This is a genomic window from Streptomyces sp. NPDC107454, from assembly GCF_055582885.1.
In genome coordinates this window covers 355881-374683 of the sequence record NZ_JBVJPA010000012.1, presented here as the reverse complement: position 1 = coordinate 374683, position 18803 = coordinate 355881, and the positions used below count along the sequence as shown (strand labels likewise).

17 protein-coding genes are annotated in these 18803 nt (G+C 70.8%); 9 read left to right on the top strand and 8 right to left on the bottom strand.

Annotated elements, in window-relative coordinates:
- Nucleotides 1-720 (bottom strand): 3-oxoacyl-[acyl-carrier-protein] reductase, encoded by a 720-nt coding sequence (gene fabG / locus ACZ69M_RS30920; RefSeq protein WP_352051730.1) that lies wholly within the window; start codon nucleotides 718-720, stop codon nucleotides 1-3.
- A gap of 228 nt (nucleotides 721-948) precedes the next feature.
- Between fabG and ACZ69M_RS30915 the strand changes: the two genes are divergently transcribed.
- Genes ACZ69M_RS30915 through tyrS form a run of 3 tightly spaced genes read left to right on the top strand, consistent with a single transcriptional unit; the run spans nucleotide 949 to nucleotide 5185 of the window.
- Nucleotides 949-2472, top strand: a complete 1524-nt coding sequence (locus ACZ69M_RS30915; protein WP_470054944.1) for a TldD/PmbA family protein — start codon at nucleotides 949-951, stop codon at nucleotides 2470-2472.
- Complete coding sequence (locus ACZ69M_RS30910; RefSeq protein WP_470054942.1) at nucleotides 2469-3872, top strand: metallopeptidase TldD-related protein; 1404 nt, start codon at nucleotides 2469-2471, stop codon at nucleotides 3870-3872. Before ACZ69M_RS30915 ends, ACZ69M_RS30910 begins: the two co-directional genes overlap by 4 nt.
- 44 nt (nucleotides 3873-3916) lie before the next feature.
- Nucleotides 3917-5185, top strand: coding sequence for a tyrosine--tRNA ligase (gene tyrS / locus ACZ69M_RS30905; protein WP_470054940.1), 1269 nt, complete (start codon nucleotides 3917-3919; stop codon nucleotides 5183-5185).
- 139 nt (nucleotides 5186-5324) lie between these two features.
- Here the strand turns inward: tyrS and ACZ69M_RS30900 are convergent, their stop codons facing one another.
- Nucleotides 5325-5600 (bottom strand): GlsB/YeaQ/YmgE family stress response membrane protein, encoded by a 276-nt coding sequence (locus tag ACZ69M_RS30900; RefSeq protein ID WP_054232233.1) that lies wholly within the window; start codon nucleotides 5598-5600, stop codon nucleotides 5325-5327.
- 245 nt (nucleotides 5601-5845) lie between these two features.
- Between ACZ69M_RS30900 and ACZ69M_RS30895 the strand changes: the two genes are divergently transcribed.
- Both ACZ69M_RS30895 and ACZ69M_RS30890 read left to right on the top strand, forming a co-directional pair.
- Entirely contained in the window at nucleotides 5846-6253 is a 408-nt protein-coding gene (locus ACZ69M_RS30895) for a DUF3099 domain-containing protein (RefSeq protein ID WP_470054938.1), read from the top strand.
- A gap of 232 nt (nucleotides 6254-6485) precedes the next feature.
- Entirely contained in the window at nucleotides 6486-6707 is a 222-nt protein-coding gene (locus tag ACZ69M_RS30890) for a hypothetical protein (RefSeq protein ID WP_352051747.1), read from the top strand.
- Nucleotides 6708-6758: 51 nt separating this feature from the next.
- On the opposite strand, the gene moaA is transcribed toward ACZ69M_RS30890, so the two are convergent.
- From moaA to ACZ69M_RS30875, 3 genes are all read right to left on the bottom strand, one after another.
- On the bottom strand, nucleotides 6759-7748 hold the full coding sequence (moaA, locus tag ACZ69M_RS30885) for a GTP 3',8-cyclase MoaA (protein WP_470054936.1): 990 nt from the start codon (nucleotides 7746-7748) through the stop codon (nucleotides 6759-6761).
- Between the two features lie 145 nt (nucleotides 7749-7893).
- Entirely contained in the window at nucleotides 7894-9519 is a 1626-nt protein-coding gene (locus tag ACZ69M_RS30880; RefSeq protein ID WP_060902212.1) for a solute symporter family protein, read from the bottom strand.
- On the bottom strand, nucleotides 9516-9872 hold the full coding sequence (locus ACZ69M_RS30875; protein WP_054232238.1) for a DUF485 domain-containing protein: 357 nt from the start codon (nucleotides 9870-9872) through the stop codon (nucleotides 9516-9518). The genes ACZ69M_RS30880 and ACZ69M_RS30875 overlap by 4 nt, the downstream gene beginning before the upstream one ends.
- A 449-nt stretch (nucleotides 9873-10321) precedes the next feature.
- On the opposite strand from ACZ69M_RS30875, the gene ACZ69M_RS30870 reads away from it, so the two are divergent.
- The 4 genes from ACZ69M_RS30870 to ACZ69M_RS30855 all read left to right on the top strand — a co-directional run bounded on the left by ACZ69M_RS30870 (nucleotide 10322) and on the right by ACZ69M_RS30855 (nucleotide 16092).
- Nucleotides 10322-11848, top strand: coding sequence for a S8 family serine peptidase (locus ACZ69M_RS30870; protein ID WP_470054933.1), 1527 nt, complete (start codon nucleotides 10322-10324; stop codon nucleotides 11846-11848).
- 84 nt (nucleotides 11849-11932) lie between these two features.
- The gene (locus ACZ69M_RS30865; protein ID WP_470054931.1) at nucleotides 11933-13474 is read left to right on the top strand and encodes a S8 family peptidase; all 1542 of its coding nucleotides are present in this window, start codon (nucleotides 11933-11935) and stop codon (nucleotides 13472-13474) included.
- Nucleotides 13475-13553: 79 nt separating this feature from the next.
- Nucleotides 13554-14924 carry a CoA transferase gene (locus tag ACZ69M_RS30860; protein ID WP_470054929.1) on the top strand — a complete coding sequence of 457 codons (1371 nt, stop codon included), beginning with the start codon at nucleotides 13554-13556 and terminating at the stop codon, nucleotides 14922-14924.
- Nucleotides 14925-15024: 100 nt separating this feature from the next.
- Nucleotides 15025-16092: a CopD family protein gene (locus tag ACZ69M_RS30855; RefSeq protein ID WP_470054927.1), complete on the top strand. Its 1068-nt coding sequence runs from the start codon at nucleotides 15025-15027 to the stop codon at nucleotides 16090-16092.
- On the opposite strand, the gene ACZ69M_RS30850 is transcribed toward ACZ69M_RS30855, so the two are convergent.
- From ACZ69M_RS30850 to ACZ69M_RS30840, 3 genes are read right to left on the bottom strand one after another with little or no spacing between them, the layout of a single operon-like run.
- On the bottom strand, nucleotides 16087-17136 hold the full coding sequence (locus tag ACZ69M_RS30850; RefSeq protein WP_470054925.1) for a zinc-dependent alcohol dehydrogenase family protein: 1050 nt from the start codon (nucleotides 17134-17136) through the stop codon (nucleotides 16087-16089). The genes ACZ69M_RS30855 and ACZ69M_RS30850 overlap by 6 nt on opposite strands.
- Before the next feature lie 41 nt (nucleotides 17137-17177).
- Nucleotides 17178-17873, bottom strand: coding sequence for a lysoplasmalogenase (locus ACZ69M_RS30845; protein ID WP_470054923.1), 696 nt, complete (start codon nucleotides 17871-17873; stop codon nucleotides 17178-17180).
- Nucleotides 17870-18745, bottom strand: a complete 876-nt coding sequence (locus ACZ69M_RS30840; RefSeq protein WP_470054921.1) for a sterol desaturase family protein — start codon at nucleotides 18743-18745, stop codon at nucleotides 17870-17872. Before ACZ69M_RS30840 ends, ACZ69M_RS30845 begins: the two co-directional genes overlap by 4 nt.
- Nucleotides 18746-18803: the final 58 nt, after the last annotated feature.

Below are 18803 nucleotides of genomic sequence, written 5' to 3'. Positions count from 1 at the left end.
TCAGTGACCCATTCCCAGTCCGCCGTCAACCGGAATGACGGCTCCAGTGATGTACGAGGCGTCGTCCGAGGCGAGGAACCGCACCGTCGCGGCGATCTCCTCGGGCCGCGCGTACCGGCCGAGCGGCACCTGGGCGACGATGCCCGCACGCTGCTCGTCGGTGAGCACCTTGGTCATGTCGGTGTCGACGAAACCGGGCGCGACGACGTTGAAGGTGATGTTGCGCGAGCCGAGTTCACGGGCGAGTGAACGCGCGAAGCCGACCAGGGCGGCCTTGGAGGCGGCGTAGTTCGACTGCCCCGCGGAGCCGAGCAGCCCCACGACCGACGAAACGAGGACGACCCGCCCCTTCTTGGCACGGAGCATCCCGCGGTTGGCACGCTTGACGACCCGGAAGGCGCCGGTGAGGTTGGTGTCGAGGACGGAGGTGAAGTCCTCCTCGGACATCCGCATCAGAAGCTGGTCCTTGGTGACGCCCGCGTTGGCGACCAGGATCTCGACGGGGCCGTGCTCGGCCTCGATCTCCTTGTAGGCCTGCTCCACCTGCTCGGTGTCGGTGATGTCGCACCTGACGGCGAGGCAGCCCAATGCGGTGAGGGCGGCCGGCGGCTCACCCGAGCGGTATGTGATCGCGACCTTGTCGCCGGCATCGGCGAAAGCGCGGGCGATGGCGAGGCCGATGCCCCGGTTGCCTCCGGTGACGAGAACCGAGCGGCTCAACGGATCACCCTTTCGATAGCTGTCTGAAACCCCTGCAAGACAGGCGCCTTCCTTGGAAACCTATCGGTCCCCCCCGCCTCCCGGAGAATCGGGCACCGACAGTGGCGCGGGGGACTCACTGTCGGATTCCTACAGAAAGCCTCGATACGCGGAGCGAAAGATGTGGCCCGCGGACCCGCCCGCGCGACATGATCGGACCCGACAGGCCACGACAGCAGGGAGACCTCCGTGCCTCATTCCATCGACGAAGCCTTCACGGCACTGCCGCTGCGGGCCCTGGCCGACGCCGCGCTCGCGCGGGCGCGGGCACTGGGGGCCGAACACGCGGACTTCCGGTTCGAGCGGGTGCGCAGCGCGTCCTGGCGGCTGCGGGACGCCAAGCCCGCCGGATCGTCGGACACCACGGACCTGGGGTACGCGGTGCGGGTGGTGCACGGCGGGACCTGGGGGTTCGCGTCGGGTGTGGATCTGACGATGGACGCGGCCGCGAAGGTCGCGTCGCAGGCCGTGGCGATGGCGAAGCTCTCGGCCCAGGTGATCAGGGCGGCGGGGTCCGACGAGCGCGTGGAGCTGGCGGACGAGCCGGTGCACGCCGAGAAGACGTGGATCTCGTCGTACGACATCGACCCCTTCTCCGTACCGGACGAGGAGAAGGCCGGGCTGCTCGCGGACTGGAGCGCGCGGCTGCTCGCGGCGGACGGCGTCAACCACGTCGACGCCTCGTTGCTGACCGTCCACGAGAACAAGTTCTACGCCGACACCGCCGGGACCGTGACCACCCAGCAGCGCGTACGGCTGCACCCACAGCTCACCGCGGTCGCCGTCGACGAGTCCAGCGGCGAGTTCGACTCCATGCGCACCATCGCGCCGCCGGTCGGACGCGGCTGGGAGTACCTGACGGGCACCGGCTGGGACTGGGAGTCCGAGCTCGCGCGGATCCCGGAGCTGCTCGCCGAGAAGATGCGGGCGCCGAGCGTCGAGGCGGGGCTGTACGACCTCGTCGTCGACCCCTCCAACCTGTGGCTGACGATCCACGAGTCCATCGGCCACGCCACCGAGCTGGACCGCGCGCTGGGCTACGAGGCGGCGTACGCCGGCACCTCCTTCGCCACCTTCGACCAGCTCGGCAAGCTGAAGTACGGCTCCGAGCGGATGAACGTCACCGGTGACCGCACCGCCGAGCACGGCCTCGCGACCATCGGGTACGACGACGAGGGCGTCGAGGGGCAGTCCTGGGACCTCGTGAAGGACGGCACCCTCGTCGGCTACCAGCTCGACCGGCGGATCGCGAAGCTGACCGGCTTCGACCGGTCCAACGGGTGCGCCTACGCCGACTCCCCCGGGCATGTGCCCGTACAGCGCATGGCCAACGTCTCGCTCCAGCCGGACCCCGCGGGGCTCTCGACCGAGGACCTGATCGGGGGCGTGGACCGCGGCATCTACGTCGTCGGTGACCGGTCCTGGTCCATCGACATGCAGAGGTACAACTTCCAGTTCACCGGCCAGCGGTTCTTCAAGATCGAGAACGGTCGGATCACCGGGCAGCTGCGGGATGTCGCCTACCAGGCCACGACGACCGACTTCTGGGGTTCGATGGCCGCGGTGGGTGGTCCGGGGACCTACGTCCTGGGCGGTGCCTTCAACTGCGGCAAGGCCCAGCCGGGTCAGGTCGCGGCGGTCTCGCACGGCTGCCCCTCGGCTCTCTTCCAGGGGGTCAATATCCTCAACACCACTCAGGAGGCCGGTCGATGAGCGCCCGTACGAACAAGCCGCACGAGGTCGTCGAGCGCGCCCTCGAACTCTCCCGCGCCGACGGCTGCGTCGTGATCGCCGACGAGCACTCGACCGCCAACCTGCGCTGGGCCGGCAACGCGCTGACCACGAACGGGGTCACCCGCGGGCGCACCCTGACCGTCATCGCGACCGTCGACGGCCGCGAGGGCACGGCCTCCGGGGTCGTCTCGCGCGCGGCCGTGACCGCGGACGAGCTGGAGCCCCTGGTACGGGCCGCGGAGGCGGCGGCACGCGGCGCGAGCCCCGCCGAGGACGCCCAGCCGCTGGTCACCGGCGTGCCGGAGGCCCCCGACTTCACCGACGCGCCCGCCGAGACCTCCTCCGCCGTCTTCACCGACTTCGCCCCGGCGCTCGGCGAGTCCTTCGCCCGTGCGCGTGCGGGCGGGCGCGAGCTGTACGGCTTCGCCAACCACGAGCTCGTCTCCAGCTATCTCGGTACGTCGACGGGGCTGCGCCTGCGCCACGACCAGCCGAACGGGACGCTGGAACTCAACGCCAAGTCGCCCGACCGGACGCGCTCGGCGTGGGCGGGGCGGTCCACGCGTGACTTCAAGGACGTCGACCCGGCCGCCCTCGACGCCGAGCTCGCGACCCGGCTCGGATGGGCCGAGCGGCGTGTCGAGCTGCCCGCCGGCCGCTACGAGACGCTGCTGCCGCCGACCGCCGTCGCGGACCTGCTGATCTACCAGATGTGGTCGGCGGCGGCCCGGGACGCGGCCGAGGGCCGGACCGTCTTCAGCAAGCCCGGCGGCGGCACCCGCGTCGGCGAGAAGCTCACCGAGCTGCCGCTGACCCTGCGCAGCGACCCGAACGAGCCGGGGCTCGAGTCCGCGCCCTTCGTGCTCACGCACTCCTCGGGCGACGACGCCTCCGTGTTCGACAACGGGCTGCCGCTGTCGGCGACGGACTGGGTGCGCGAGGGCACGCTGGCCCATCTGTCCACCACCCGGCACAGCGCGGGCCTCACCGGGCTGCCCGTCGCCCCGATCATCGGCAACCTGATCCTGGACGGCGGCGAGGACCGCTCCCTGGAGGAGATGGTCGCCGCCACGGACCATCGTGGGCCCTGTCTGCTGCTGACCTGCCTCTGGTACATCCGCGAGGTCGACCCGGCGACGCTGCTGCTCACGGGACTGACCCGGGACGGCGTCTACCTCGTCGAGAACGGCCAGGTCGTCGGCGAGGTGAACAACTTCCGGTTCAACGAGTCGCCGGTGGACCTGCTGTCGCGGGCCACGGAGGCGGGGCGCACGGAAAAGACGCTGCCCCGTGAGTGGAGCGACTGGTTCACTAGGGCCGCGATGCCCGCGCTGAGGGTGCCCGACTTCAATATGAGCTCTGTCAGCCAGGGCGTATAACCTCGTACCTGATTCACGAGACCACCCAAGGAGATACGAGAACCGTGACGGACATCGTCGACGAGCTGAAGTGGCGGGGGCTGTTCGCCCTGTCCACCGACGAAGATGCATTGCGCAAGGCGCTCGCGGACGGTCCCGTCACGTTCTATTGCGGCTTCGACCCGACCGCGGCCAGCCTGCACGTGGGGCACCTGGTGCAGGTCCTCACCATGCGTCGTCTCCAGCAGGCGGGCCTGCGCCCGCTGGCCCTGGTCGGCGGCGCGACGGGCCAGATCGGCGACCCGCGCCCGACCGCCGAGCGCACGCTGAACGACCCGGAGACGGTCGCGAACTGGGTGACGCGCCTGCGCTCGCAGATCGAGCCGTTCCTGTCCTTCGAGGGCGAGAACGCCGCGGTGACGGTGAACAACCTGGACTGGACGGCCGGCCTGTCGGCCATCGAGTTCCTGCGGGACATCGGCAAGCACTTCCGCGTCAACAAGATGCTGACGAAGGACTCCGTGGCCCGGCGCCTGGAGTCCGAGGAAGGCATCAGCTACACGGAGTTCAGCTACCAGCTGTTGCAGGGCATGGACTTCCTGGAGCTGTACCGACGCCACGGCTGTACGTTGCAGCAGGGCGGCAGCGACCAGTGGGGCAACCTCACCGCGGGCCTGGACCTGATCCACCGCCTGGAGCCGCACGCCAACGTGCACGCGCTGGCGACACCGCTGATGACCAAGGCGGACGGCACCAAGTTCGGCAAGACCGAGGGCGGTGCCATCTGGCTCGACCCCGAGATGACGACGCCGTACGCGTTCTACCAGTTCTGGCTGAACGTGGACGACCGGGACGTCTCGACGTACCTGCGGATCCTGTCCTTCAAGTCCCGCGAGGAACTGGAAGAGCTGGAGCAGCAGACCGAGGAGCGCCCCCAGGCCCGCGCCGCCCAGCGCGCGCTGGCCGAGGAGCTGACGACGCTGGTGCACGGCGCCGACCAGACGGCCGCGGTGATCGCCGCGTCCAAGGCTCTCTTCGGCCAGGGCGAGCTGACCGGGCTCGACGGCAGGACGCTGGCCGCGGCGCTCTCCGAGGTGCCGCACATCCAGGTCGCCGAGCTCGGCCCGGTGGTGGACCTCTTCGCGGAGGTCGGCCTGGTGGCCAGCAAGTCGGCAGCGCGCCGCACGGTCAAGGAGGGCGGTGCCTACGTGAACAACGTCAAGGTCACCGCCGAGGACGCGGTCCCCGCCAAGGAGGACCTGCTGCACGGGCGCTGGCTGGTACTGCGCCGGGGCAAGAAGAACCTGGCGGCGGTGGAGGTCACAGAGGCCTAGACACGAGTCACAGAGGTCCGGACACGAGTCGCAGAGGTCCGGACACGAGTCGCAGAGGTCCGGACACGATGAGGGGCGGTTTCCCGTGCGGAGACCGCCCCTTCGTCGTACCTGATCAACCGGGCTTCCTACCCGCCCGTCAGGCTTTTTGCTTGTTGCCCCGCAGCGCCATGTACGCCATGTCGCCGAGGAAGACGATGATGATCGCGGCCACGAGCTGGAAGGCGTGGCGGCTCCAGTCGATGCCTCGGGTCTCGGCGACGCCGAGCGCCCGGGCGATCGCGTTGCCGACGATGGCTCCGAGGATGCCGAAGATGGTGGTCAGCCAGAGTGGGCTGTGCTGCTTGCCCGGAAGGATCGCCTTGGCCAGCAGGCCCAGCACGAAGCCCACGATGATCGCCCACAACCAGCCCATGTCTGCCTCCTAGTACGGCTCTGCGTGAGCATTACGCCCAGTCTCGGCGTGTGCGCCATACGGCGCATGTCGGGCGCGGCCGTACGCGGTACGGCGCATCATGTCCACCCGGACCGGACCTGCCCCGGTCTCGAAGGCGACGGAGCCGCGGCGTAACGTGGGACGTGTTCGGACCTGCTTCCAGATGGGGTTCGGACCGGGTACGGGCCGGGGAGAGTCCGACACAGAGCAGGTGGTGGAACGTGATGCGGAAGCAGAGCAAAGGCCAGGTCTTCCGGATCACCGGGGCCAGGCAGGGACTCGACGAGGACGTCCGCGGCAGGCAGCGCCGTTATGTCATCTCGATGTCCGTCCGTACGGTCGCCGTGATCCTCGCCGCGACCCTCTGGAACGTGGAGCGGCACGTCGCAATCGTCGCACTGGCGCTCGGCATACTCCTCCCCTACATCGCCGTGGTGATCGCCAACGCCGGACGGGAGAACGCGCCGTCGCTGCCGTCGACGTTCGTCAACGTGCCCGGCCCCGCGATGATCGCGCCGCCGCGCCCGGACGCCTCCGCGGAATCCGTCCCGGAGGATGTCGTGACCGACCCCGGGGTGCGTCCGGGAGGCGGCCCGCACGAGCGGGCCGAGCCCGACTCGACCCTCACCTGACCACGGGGGATCCGCCGAAAACGGAATCCGATCGCGCACCAAGCTCAAGAAAAGCTCAGATCAATCATGTTGTTCCGGTGCCGGGCAGCGGGCTAGCCGTGACATACTTCGTACGCGCTCCGCATCCCCCGTCGGAGCGACAGACCGACGCCGGGCAGCTCCCCCCGTGGCTGCTCGGCGTCGCCTTTTCGGGGCCGTTTAGGGTTGAGGCGTGACTTTCCCGCTCCCCGACATGTCCCCGGCCCCCAGCACTCCGCAGTGCTCCGCCAAGGGCTGCCGCACCGATGCCGTGTGGGTACTCGCCTGGAACAACCCGAAGCTGCACACGCCCGAGCGGCGCAAGACGTGGCTCGCCTGCGAGGAGCACCGCGAGCACCTGTCCACGTTCCTCGACGTGCGGGGCTTCTTGAAGGACGTGGTGCGGCTGGAGGACTGGGAGGACCCAGGGGTCTGAGCTCGCCTCGGCACGGCGGTTCGCGACACCCAGGGCCTGGCCCCAGCCGCCCTAGCCGCCGATCGACGACATCGGTCTGGCCGGCTGGAGGAACGACGGGTCGTCCAGGCCCGAGCCCGCCTTCTTGCCCCACATCGCGAGGCGCCAGATGCGGGCGATCTCCTCGTCGGGGGCGTCCGAGCGGAGGGCGGTGCGCAGGTCGGTCTCCTCGGTGGCGAACAGACAGTTGCGTATCTGGCCGTCGGCCGTCAGGCGCGTACGGTCGCAGGCCGCGCAGAACGGGCGGGTGACCGAGGCGATCACGCCGACGCGGTGCGGGCCGCCGTCCACGAGCCAGCGCTCGGCCGGGGCGGAACCCCGCTCGTCGGCGCCCTCCTCGGTGAGCGCGAAACGCGTCCGCAGCGAGGCCAGGATGTCGCCCGCGGTGACCATGCCCTCGCGCTTCCAGCCGTGCTGGGCGTCCAGGGGCATCTGCTCGATGAAGCGCAGCTCGTAGTCCTGCTCCACCGCCCAGGCCAGGAGGTCGGGGGCCTCGTCGTCATTGAGGCCCGGCATCAGCACGCAGTTGACCTTGACGGGGGTCAGGCCGGCGTCGCGGGCGGCTTCGAGGCCCGCGATGACGTCCTGGTGGCGGTCACGGCGGGTGAGGGTCTTGAAGACATCGGGGCGCAGGGTGTCCAGCGAGACGTTCACCCGGTCCAGACCCGCGGCCTTCAGGGCGGCGGCGGTGCGTCTGAGGCCGATGCCGTTGGTCGTCAGGGACATCTGGGGGCGGGGTTCGAGCGCGGCGACCCGCTCCACGATGCCCACGACGCCGGGGCGCAGCAGGGGTTCGCCGCCGGTGAAGCGGACCTCGGTGATGCCGAGGCGGGTGACCGCTATCTCGATGAGACGGACGATCTCGTCGTCCGTGAGCAGGTCGGGCTTGCCCAGCCACTGCAGACCCTCTTCGGGCATGCAGTACGTGCACCGGAGATTGCACCTGTCCGTCAGTGAGACGCGCAGGTCGGTGGCCACTCGGCCATAGGTGTCGATGAGCACGTGGGCCCCCTCCCTCGTTGCGGATCACTTCTACTCGACACGGACGAGCCTACGTGACACGGCTGACATCAACCCCGGCCGGATCCCACGAGACGCGGCGCGGCCGCGTCGTAGAGATCTACGACGCGGCCGTCGGCGAGGGGGATCAGTGTGCTCCGGTGCCCGTCAGGGACCGCACCTCCAGCTCGGCGTACTTGCCGGCGTCGGGCTCCTCCTTGGACAGGAGCGTGCCGAGCCAGCCCAGCAGGAAGCCGACCGGGATCGAGATGAGGCCCGGGTTCTCCAGCGGGAACCAGTGGAAGTCGACGTCGGGGAACATCGAGGTGGGCTTGCCCGAGACCACCGGCGAGAACAGCACCAGTCCGACCGCCGTGACCAGACCGCCGTAGATCGACCACAGCGCGCCCTGGGTGGTGAACCGCTTCCAGAAGAGGCTGTAGAGGATCGTCGGCAGGTTGGCGGAGGCGGCGACCGCGAAGGCGAGCGCGACCAGACCTGCGACGTTCAGGTCGCGGGCGAGGGCGCCCAGCAGGATGGACACGGCGCCGATGCCCACCGTCGCGTAGCGGGCGGCGGTCATCTCCTGCTTCTCCGTGGCCTGCCCCCTCTTGATGACGTTCGCGTAGATGTCGTGCGCGAACGAGGAGGACGAGGCCAGGGTCAGTCCGGCGACGACGGCGAGGATCGTGGCGAAGGCGACGGCGGAGATGGAGGCGAGCAGGATGGCGCCCCAGTTGGAGTCGACGCCTCCCAGGTGCAGTGCCAGGAGTGGCGCGGCGGTGTTGCCCGCCTTGTTGGAGGCGATGATCTCGTCGGGTTTGATCAGCGCGGCGGCGCCGAAGCCGAGGGCGAGGGTCATCAGGTAGAAGGCGCCGATGAGGCCGATCGCCCAGTTCACCGACTTCCGCGCGGTCTTCGCCGTGGGCACGGTGTAGAAGCGGATGAGGATGTGCGGCAGGCCCGCGGTGCCCAGGACCAGCGCCATGCCCAGGGAGATGAAGTCCAGCTTGGTGGTGGACGTGGCGCCGTACTTGAGGCCGGGCTCCAGGAAGGGCGCGCCCTTGCCGCTGTTGTCGGCGGCCTTGCCGAGCAGGTCGGAGATGTTGAAGTTGAACTTCAGCAGCACCAGGAAGGTGAGCAGCAGGGCGCCGATGATCAGCAGGACGGCCTTGACCATCTGGACCCAGGTGGTGCCCTTCATGCCGCCGATGGTGACGTACACGATCATCAGGACGCCGACGAGGGCGACGATGCCGATCTTGCCGCCGTCGCTGGTGATGCCGAGGAGCAGCGAGACCAGGACGCCCGCGCCGGCCATCTGGGCCAGCAGGTAGAAGATCGACACGACGATGGTGGAGGTGCCCGCGGCCGTACGGACCGGGCGCTGGCGCATCCGGTACGCCAGTACGTCGCCCATGGTGTAGCGGCCGGAGTTGCGCAGCGGCTCGGCCACCAGGAGGAGGGCCACCAGCCAGGCGACCAGGAAGCCGATGGAGTAGAGGAAGCCGTCGTACCCGAAGAGGGCGATCGCGCCCGCGATGCCGAGGAACGAGGCCGCGGACATGTAGTCGCCGGAGACGGCCAGGCCGTTCTGGAAGGCGGTGAACTGTCGTCCGCCCGCGTAGAAGTCGGCGGCGTCCTTGGTCTGGCGGCCCGCCCAGACGGTGATGACGAGGGTCGCGGCGACGAACACCGCGAAGAGGGTGATGATCAGCGGCCGGTGCTGGCTGGCCTCACCGGCGGCGAGCACGGTCGTCTGTACGGGGCTCATGCGTCGCCCTCCAGCCGGGACTTGATCGCTTCGCCCTTGGGGTCGAGCTTCGCGGCGGCGTACCGCGAGTACCACCAGGCGATGAGGAACGTGGTGAGGAACTGGGCGAGCCCGAGGACCAGGGCGACGTTGATGTTGCCGACCACCTGGGTGCCCATGAAGTCGCCCGCGTAGTTCGAGAGCAGGACGTACAGCAGGTACCAGGCGATGAAGGCGACGGTCAGCGGGAAGGCGAAGGAGCGGTGCGAGCGGCGCAGTTCGGCGAACTCGGCGCTCTCCTGCACCTCGACGAACTGCTCGGTCGAGGGCAGCCGGGGATCGGCCTTCGAAGGGGGCGGTGCGTCGGTAGCCACGAAGTCTCCTCGCGTTGCGGGTGCGGTTACGACGGTGGACGGGGGCGAGTCGGGGCTCGCGGACGGGGACGGCTGGGGTACGGACATACGGTTGCGACCTCACAGTGACCTGGATCACGTGACCGGGAGTGACGAATTTACCCCGGTGCGTGATCCGACAGGGGGCTCGATCGTCCTCGGGCTCCCTGCTCAAGGTCACGGCGCCACGCGTGGACCGGTTCAACTCCCCCGGCGTCTTTCGCAAGTCGCTCCCGGCTTCTTTCGGAAGTCATTTGCGGTTTCTTTGGGAAGTCGTTGCTGACCAGCTGGGACGGGAGATAGCTTCGGCCTGCAGTACTCGTCATGCACCTGCCGAAGCGCCACCCGCACCAGCCTCAGCACCCTCACGCACCTGCCCGAGCACCACCTGTGTTCGGGCGGCTTTCGTTTCCGGATGATGTGGAGATCCCATGGCTCATCTGCGTTCCAGACGTCGCCTCGCCCTCGCGGTGCCGGTCGTCCTGTCCCTCACCGCCTCGCTCGGTTTCCTGCCGGGCGCCGCGTCGGCCGCCCCGCTGACCGCGTCCGCCACGACGAGCGCGGACGGTCCCGACCTCGCGTACGTGGTCAACACCAGGACGGACCACCGCACCATCGAGTCGGTGGAGAAGGCGATCTCCGCGGCGGGCGGCACCGTCGTCATCGCCTACGAGAAGATCGGCGTGATCGTCGTCCATTCCGCCAACCCGGACTTCGGCAAGCGGATCCGCGCCGTGCGCGGGGTGCAGTCGGCGGGCGCGACCCGGACCGCGCCGCTGACGGCCGCGGGGACGACGGACGAGGGCGCGGCGCAGATGCTGTCCGCCGCCGAGGCCGCCAAGGTCTCCAGGACCGCCGCCTCGGGCGAGGAGCCCCTGGAAGCCGATCAGTGGGACCTGCGCGCGATCGGCGCCGACAAGGCCGCGAAGACCAACCCGGGCAGCAAGAGCGTGACGGTCGCCGTGATCGACGTCGGCGTCGACGACACCCACCCGGACATCGCACCGAACTTCTCCCCCTCGCAGTCCGCGAACTGCGTGGGCGGCAAGCCGGACACCACGTACGGCGCGTGGCGCCCCGTGGACGCCGACCACTATCACGGCACCCATGTCGCGGGGGAGATCGCCGCCGCCCGCAACGGCATCGGTGTCGCGGGTGTCGCGCCCGGTGTGAAGGTCTCGGGCATCACCGTGGCCGAGCCGGACGCGAGCCAGCTCTTCTACCCGGAGAGCGTCGTCTGCGCCTTCGTCTTCGCCGCCGACCACGGCGTGGAGATCACCAACAACAGCTACTACGTGGACCCGTGGCTCTACAACTGCCTCGACGACCCCGACCAGAGGGCCATCGTCGACGCCGTCAACCGGGCCCAGCTGTACGCCCAGAAGAAGGGCACCCTCAACGTCGCCGCGGCGGGCAACTCCAACGACGACCTCGACTCGAACGCCCTCACCGACGCCTCCAGCCCCGACGACTCGACCGCCGTGACCCGCACGGTCGACCCGCACAAGTGCTTCGACGTACCGACCCAGCTGCCGGGCGTCGTCACGGTCGCCTCGACCGGCGTCACCGGTGCCAAGTCGTACTTCTCCAGTTACGGCAAGGGCGTCATCGATGTCGCCGCGCCGGGCGGCGACAAGTACCAGATCCCGGACACGCCGTCGAAGAACGGCCGCATCCTGTCGACGATGCCGAACAACCAGTACGGCTTCCTGCAGGGCACGTCGATGGCGACGCCGCACGTCGCGGGCGTGGCCGCGCTGCTGAAGTCCAGGTACCCCTGGGCCTCGCCGGCCCAGCTCCAGGCGCTCCTCAAGGCCGAGGCGGACAACCCCGGTTGCCCGACCGCCCCCTACGACGGGAACGGCGACGGCGTCGTGGACGCCACCTGCGTGGGCGGCAAGCACGTGAACGGCTTCTACGGAGCCGGCATCGTCAACGCGCTGCGCGCGGTCAAGTAAGTCCCGTCAAGTAAGTCCGGCCGGACGTCACATGAGCTTCCGCACGGCTCGTACCGCTCGTACCGCGAATGAACTGGAGACTCCATGACCGCGCCTCGCAAGCGCTCCCGCCGCGCCATAGCCCTCCCGCTCGGGATGGCCACGGCGACGGCACTCGCCTTCCTGCCGAACGTCAGCGCCTCGGCGGCCGACACCGACAGCTCCGCCACGCGGACCGCCACGACGACGGCGGACGCGACCGCCCTCAGCTATGTCGTCAACGTCCGCCCCGGGCACGGCACTTCCGCCTCCGTGAAGAAGGCCATCGCCAAGGCGGGCGGCACGATAGTGACGTCGTACGACCGGATCGGCGTGATCGTCGTGCACTCCTCGAACGCCGACTTCGCCCAGACGATCCGCGGCGTACGCGGCGTGCAGTCGGCCGGCAACACGCGCAACGCGCCGCTGCCCGCGCAGTCGACCACCGACATGGGCGCGCCCCAGGTGCTCACCGCGGCGCAGGAGAAGGCCGCGAGCGCCGAGGCCGCCGCCGGGCAGGACCCGCTGGAGTCCCTCCAGTGGGACCTGCCCGCCATCAAGGCGGACAAGGCGCACGAGAAGACCCTCGGCAGCAGCAAGGTGACGGTCGCCGTGATCGACACCGGTGTCGACGACACGCACCCCGACATCGCGCCGAACTTCGACCGCGACGCCTCGGTCAACTGTGTGACGGGCAAGCCGGACACCACCGACGGGGCCTGGCGGCCGACCGCCGCGGAGAGCCCGCACGGCACGCATGTCGCGGGCGAGATCGCGGGCGCCAAGAACGGCGTCGGCATCACCGGGGTCGCGCCCGGCGTGAAGGTCGCCGGCATCAAGGTGGCCACGACGGCCGGCTACTTCTACACCGAGGCCGTCGTCTGCGGTTTCGTGTGGGCCGCCGAGCACCACGTCGACGTGACCAACAACAGCTATTACACCGACCCCTGGTACTTCAACTGCAAGGACGACCCGGACCAGAAGGCCCTGGTCGACGCGATCACCCGCGCCTCGCAGTACGCGGAGCACAAGGGCACCGTCAACGTCGCCGCGGCGGGCAACGAGAACTACGACCTGGCCGCCGACTCGATCACCGACCCGGTCTCCCCGAACGACGGCACGCCCTCCGACCGGGTGATCGACCCCTCCAAGTGCTACGACATCCCCACCCAGCTGCCGGGTGTGGTCACCGTGGCCGCGACGGGCGCCAAGGGCATCAAGTCGTCCTTCTCCAACCACGGCCTGGGCGTCATCGACGTCGCCGCGCCGGGCGGCGACTCGACGCGCTACCAGACCCCGGCACCGCCCGCCACCAGCGGCCTGATCCTCGGCCCGCTGCCCGGCGGCACATGGGGTTACATGGCCGGCACGTCGATGGCGTCCCCGCACGTCGCGGGCGTCGCCGCCCTCATCAAGTCGACCCACCCGCACGCCTCCGCCGCCCTGGTGAAGGCGCTGCTGTACGCGGAGGCCGACGCGACGCCGTGCACCGACCCCTACGACATCGACGGCGACGGCAAGGTCGACGCGGTGTGCGAGGGCACGAAGAACCACAACGGGTTCTACGGCTGGGGCACCGTCAACGCGTTGAGGGCGGTCACGAAGTGACCGCGTGAGCGAAGGGGGCCGGGCGGTTGCCCCGGCCCCCTTTCCCCTGTTGATCCAGTACACCCGGCATAGTGCCGTCATGACTCGTACGGACTTCGCGTGGGCCGCTCTGGGCGGCGACCCCGCACTCCTCTCACAGATCTCGGCCGTCGCACGGGAGGGGGTGCTGCCCGCACGGCTGCCGGTGCGCGGGACGGCCCGGGCGTGTGTCGCGGTCTGCGCCCTCGCCGGGGCCGAGCTGACCGCGGGCCGCACCGGAGGGAAGGTGCCCGGGGTGCGCGTCGACGACGTGGCCGTCGCCACCGCCTTCCACAGTGAGCGGCACCTGCGCGTCGACGGCCGTGAGCCGGTCAACTTCGCGCCGCTGTCCCGGTTCTGGCGGACGGCGGACGGCTGGGTCCGCACCCACGCGAACTATCCGCACCACCAAGAGCGGCTGCTGAGCGCGCTGGGTGTGCCGGGGGGCCGGGGCTCCCTCACCGAGGTGCTCGCCGAGCGATCGGCCATCGAGGTGGAGGAGACGGTGTACGCGGCCGGCGGGCTCGCGATCGCCCTGCGCACGCCCGGCCAGTGGGCGGCGCACCCCCAGGGGCGGGCGATCGCCGCACACCCGCTGGTGACCCGCGAGCGGCTGGACACAGCTCCCGCACGACGGCTCGCCCCGCTCGCCGGGGGTCCGCTGCTGCCCGCGGCGGGCGTCCGCGTGCTGGACCTCACCCGGGTCATCGCGGGCCCGGTGGCCACGCGCACGCTCGCCCTCCTCGGCGCGGACGTCCTGCGGATCGACAGTCCGCGCCTGCCCGAAATCGACGACCAGCACGCCGACATGGACTTCGGGAAGCGGTCCGCCACGCTCGACCTGTCGGCGCGCGGGGACCGCTCGGCCTTCGAGGAGCTGCTCGCCGGGGCCGATGTCGTCGTCACCGGGTACCGGCCCGGCGCACTGGACCGGTTCGGGCTGTCCCCGGGGGCACTGGCCGAGCGGCGGCCCGGTCTGGTGGTGGCGCAGTTGTCGGCGTGGGGCGGGTACGGGCCGTGGTCCGGGCGGCGGGGCTTCGACAGTCTGGTGCAGGTCGCCACCGGGATCGCGCAGATCGAGGGGTCGGCGGAGCGGCCGGGTGCGCTGCCCGCGCAGGCCCTCGACCACGGTACGGGGTACCTGCTGGCCGCCGCGGTGCTCCGGTCGCTCACCGAGCAGACCCGGCAGGGCGGGACGCGGCTCGTCCGGCTGGCGCTCGCGCGGACGGCCGCGTGGCTGGTGGACGCGTCGGCGCACCGGGACGAGGAGCCCGCCGACGCCTCGTACGAACCGGGTTCCTGGCTCGCCGAGACCGACAGCGACCTGGGCCGGCTCAGGTACGCGCGGTCGCCCGTCTCCTTCGCCGACGGGCCCCGCGACTGGGCGCGGCCGCCCGGACGTTGGGGGACGGACCCGGCCCGGTGGGCGTGAGCGAGGCGTCGGCAGGAAACGTACCTATGGGCGGAATGCCGAACCACCGCTTGTTTCCCTGCACTTGCCCGGTTCTGTGCCGACTGGTGAAGATCTTGGGGTGACCTTGATACGACCGACAGCCGAGGCGGCGGGCGCGCGTGGTCCGGCGCGACGCCCCGCCGGACGCGCCGTCGCCCTGCTCGTCCTGGTGGCCGTGGCCGCCCTGATCCCGCTGCTCGGTCCGCGCTCCGCGCTGGACGGCACCGGCGAGGCGGCCGCCCCCGGCGTCGGCGGCATCGCCCTGCTGCGCGCGGCCTTGTTCGCCGCGCTGTGCGTCCCCGTGGGCGAACTGTTCGCGGCCCGGCTGGCCCGCCGGGTGCCGGGCGCGCCGCTGGAGCACGCGCCCCACAGCTGGGCGCCCTACGCGGCGGCGGTCGGATTCGTCGCCGCGCTGGGGCTCGCCTCGGTGGTGGCCACCGGCAATCTGCTGCCGCATCACCTCTCCGACATGGACGTCGGCGGGCTCTACGAGAGTCGGGACGGCAAGCTGGCGCTCCTGGAGGTCAACGCGTTCCTGGCCGCCGGGCTCTGCGCCCTGTCACGGAGACCGGCCACCCAGGTGTGGCCGCTGGCCGCGGTGGCCCTCGCGGAGGCGCTGCGCGCCCACGCGGCGCCGGAGCACGGCCCGCTCGTCGGCTCCGGTCTGACGCTCGTTCACGTGACCTGCGCGGCCCTGTGGACGGGCGGCCTGCTGCACGTGCTGCGGATGCTGCGCGCCTGGCGCGCCTCTTCGCAGGCGGAGGCCGCGGAGACGACGGGGACGGCCGGGACGGCGGTTTCGGCGGACGTGGCCGGCGCGGCGCTTCTGGGCCTCTACGCGCGCGTGGCCGCCGTCCTGCTGGCGGCGCTCACCGCGACGGGCGTGTGGAGCGCACTGCGCCGCATGCCGCCCGGCACGGTCCTGGACCAGCTGACGGCGACGTCGTACGGGCGCACCCTGCTCGCCAAGCTGGTGCTGGTGGCCGCCGTCGCCGTGCTGGCGCTGCTCGCGCGGCTGCGGCTGCGCCGGGCCGCCGACCGGCTCAGCGCCTGTGTGCCCGCTCGCGCGGAGGTGGTGGCACTGGGCCTGGTCGTGGCGGTGTCGGGGCTGCTGACGGCGCTTCCGCTGCCGATCAGGTGGTCATGAGCCGTTGGTGACGAGCACCTTGAGGGCGGTGCGCTCGTCCATCGCCTTGTAGCCCTCGGGCACGCCTTCCAGGCCGACGGTCATGTCGAAGACGGGCGACGGGTCGATGGTGCCGTCCAGGATGTCGGGCAGCAGCTCCGGGATGTACGCCCGCACCGGCGCCACACCGCCGCGCAGCGCGATGTTCCGGTCGAACATCACGCCCAGGTCGAGGCCCGTGCCGCTGCCGTGCGGCACGCCGACGAAGCCGATGGCGCCGCCGTCGCGGGTGATGTTCACGGCCGTCCGCATGGACTGCTCGGTGCCGACCGCCTCCACGACGGCGTGCGCGCCCTGGCCGCGGGTCAGCTCGCGGACGGCCTCGACGGCCGCCTCGCCGCGTTCGGCGACGACGTCCGTGGCGCCGAAGGCACGCGCGATGTCCGTACGTGCCTGGTGGCGTCCGAGCGCGATGATCCGCTCGGCGCCGAGCCGCTTGGCGGCCAGCACGGCGCACAGCCCGACGGCGCCGTCCCCGACGACCGCGACGGTGGCGCCCTTGCGGGCTCCCGCGCCGAGAGCCGCGTGGTGACCGGTGCCCATGACGTCGGAGAGCGTCAGCAGGGCCGACAGCAGGTGGTCGTCGGAGGCCGCCTCCTTGGGCAGCTGTACGAGGGTGCCGTCGGCGAAGGGGACGCGCACGGCCTCGCCCTGACCGCCGTCGTAGCCGACCGCGCCCCAGAAGCCGCCGTGCTCGCAGGAGGTGGTGAGGCCCTCGCGGCAGTAGTCGCAGACGCCGTCCGACCACATGAAGGGCGCGACGACCAGGTCGCCGCGGCGGACGCCGGTCACCTCGGAGCCGGTCTCCTCGACGATGCCGAGGAACTCGTGCCCGATCCGCTGCCCCGCCTGCCGGGCCGCGTCGCCCCGGTAGGCCCACAGGTCGCTGCCGCAGATACAGGACCGCAGCACCCGCACGACCGCGTCGGTGGGCAGTTTCACCAGGGGCTCGGGGACGTCCTCCACGCGCATGTCGAACGGGGCGTGGATGGTGGTGGCGCGCATGACGAGGATCCTTCTCGGCCGATCGGCTGGGTGAGATGCGCTCAGGGGGTGGTTGAGCGCATCTCACCGTACGCCGCCCTCGCCGCGGTATGCGCGCCGAGGGTGCCCTGCACTCCGCTGACCAGCAGGAACTGGGCGGCGGCATAGGTCAGCATGATCCAGAAGTCCGGCCTCGGGAGCTGCGGCCAGTCGGCGACGCCGGTGGCGATGAGGGTGTCGGACAGCAGGAAGAGCGCCCCGCCCGCGCCCGCGACGGGCCCGAGCCGGGTGCTTGTGGCCGCCATCGCGGTCAGCAGCAGGCTGTAGCCCGCGACGGGGATACGCAGCCCGGCGGGCAGATCGGGCCACAGGAGGGTGACGGTGACGACGAGGGCGAGGACGTACGCGCCACCGAGCCAGGCCGACGGCCCACGCACGTCCGGAGGGCGATGCGGCGAATCCGGCCTTCTGAAGAGCAGGAGATAGCAGACGTGACCGGCCGCGAAGGAGGCCATCCCCACGAGGAAGGCCGGGTCGGCATGGGACAGCAGCAGTACGTCGCCGCCCCAGCCGCAGAGCAGGGCGGCCACCAGGAGCCGCGGTCCGCCGCGTACGACCGCGTGGGCGGCGAGCAGGGGCATCAGAAGCGGCTTGGCGACCAGGTGCCCCGGGGTGAACCCGACGGCCAGGGAGACGAGGTCCACGGCAGCGGCCACGCCGAAGGAGACGAGCAGCACGCGCGCGTGCCGTGGGCTCACGCGACGGGCTCCGTGGCCGGCTTGTGCCCCGCGGACTTCGGCACCGGCTGCCAGCCGGGCCCGCCGAAGACCCGCCCCGCCCGCTCGCGCCAACCGGTCGCCGCCTTCAGGTCCCTGGCGATGGCGGCGTACTCGTGGGTGGCGACGCGCAGGGGGTTGTAGGTGGCGATGTTCTTGGTGAGTCCGTAGACGGGCCGCTCGGTCTCGGCGACGAAGGATCCGAAGAGCCGGTCCCAGACGATGAGGATCCCGCCGAAGTTGCGGTCCAGATAGCCGCCCTGGGAGGCGTGGTGGACCCGGTGGTGGGAGGGCGTGTTGAGCACGAACTCGAACCAACGGGGCATCTTGTCGATCCGCTCCGTGTGGATCCAGAACTGGTAGACGAGGTTCGCCGACGAGCAGAACGCCAGCGCGGCGGGGTGCACGCCGAGGGCGATCAGCGGCACGTAGAAGGGCCAGACCGTCCAGGTCGTCCAGGGCTGGCGCAGCGCGGTGGTGAGGTTGAACTTCCGGCTGGAGTGGTGGACCACGTGGCAGGCCCACAGGACGCGGATGACGTGGTGCCCGCGGTGCGACCAGTAGTAGAAGAAGTCCTGCCCCAGCAGCAGCATCAGCGGAACGGTCCACCACAGGACGGGCACCCGCAGCGGCGTCAGTTCATAGATCGCCGTGTAGATCGCGACGATCGGGATCTTCCACAGGAAGTCGAAGACGAGACTCCCGAGCCCCATGCCGACGCTCGTCGCGGCGTCCTTCGCCTCGTACCCCGCGGCATCGTCGTCCGGATGGATCCTGACGCTCACCACCTCGATCACGGTGAGCAGCACAAAGGCGGGTATAGACCACAGCACGACATCGGGCAGGTTCGGCATGGATGCACCGTAGAACCGCAGCTCGGCCGCGGCTAGACGTTGTTACCCACAAGTATTA